The 811-nt window shown below is 40.1% G+C and carries 1 protein-coding gene; it reads left to right on the forward strand.

Translation table 11 applies throughout. The features are described from left to right. Nucleotides 1–212: 212 nt before the first annotated feature. Nucleotides 213–811, forward strand: a 599-nt coding sequence (locus R7093_RS24840; protein ID WP_318146967.1) for a hypothetical protein, incomplete at its 3' end; no start/stop codon positions are given.

The following is an 811-nucleotide window of genomic DNA, read 5'->3' on the forward strand; positions in this document are numbered from 1 at the left end:
ATGGTTTTAGAACGTTATTAATTATTGGATGTGCAATCATAAGATTATATATCTACCTATTTATGGTTATTAAATAAAAAATTGACCATATCGTGACATTTATTGATTAATTGTCGTCAAAAATTCGTCGCCTCAAAATTTTGACGATTTTGTGTTCATTTTACTCTCGGTAATTCATAAGAATTTTATATAAATTGGAAAGTACTGTGTCGATGGTTCAGCGTTGTTTTACCTTACTCTTAGTTGCCTTATTTACCTCTGCAAACGCTCTAGCAGCAGGAGAGGTGGAAATTTCATTTAGTCCTGCTTCTGGGAGTCATTATGAAAATGGTGAAGAAATTTCGTATTCGATTGAGGTAAAAAATACAACGGCGGACACAATTGCAGATGTCTCAGTGATAAACGCGGTTTGGGATGTCATGTCGGGCGACCAAAAAGCCTTTCAGAGCGTATCGATATCAGACACTCACAGTCTAGGTTCAATCGCTGGTAGTTACGCATCTAGCAATGCGAACTTAGAAGTGACTGGCGCGACATTGCTGCCATTTGGTCGAGTTACTTATCATGTTAGCGCGACAGTGTCTCATGAGAGTGCTGAAAACATCGTATTAGGTGGAGCACAAGTAAAAGCGATGATTGCTGGGGCAGAGAATACATTCGTTGATACAACCAGCGTCACGTTTGAACCTGCCGAATACAAATACACGCTAGATGCAGCGGTAACGCCAGTTGAATATCAAGTCGCTAACGTGTTGACGTACACGCTCACCGCAAAAAATACTGGCCTGTTTGCAGTAAAAGGCTTAGACAT

The sequence above is a fragment of the Vibrio sp. 1580 genome (assembly GCF_033340055.1).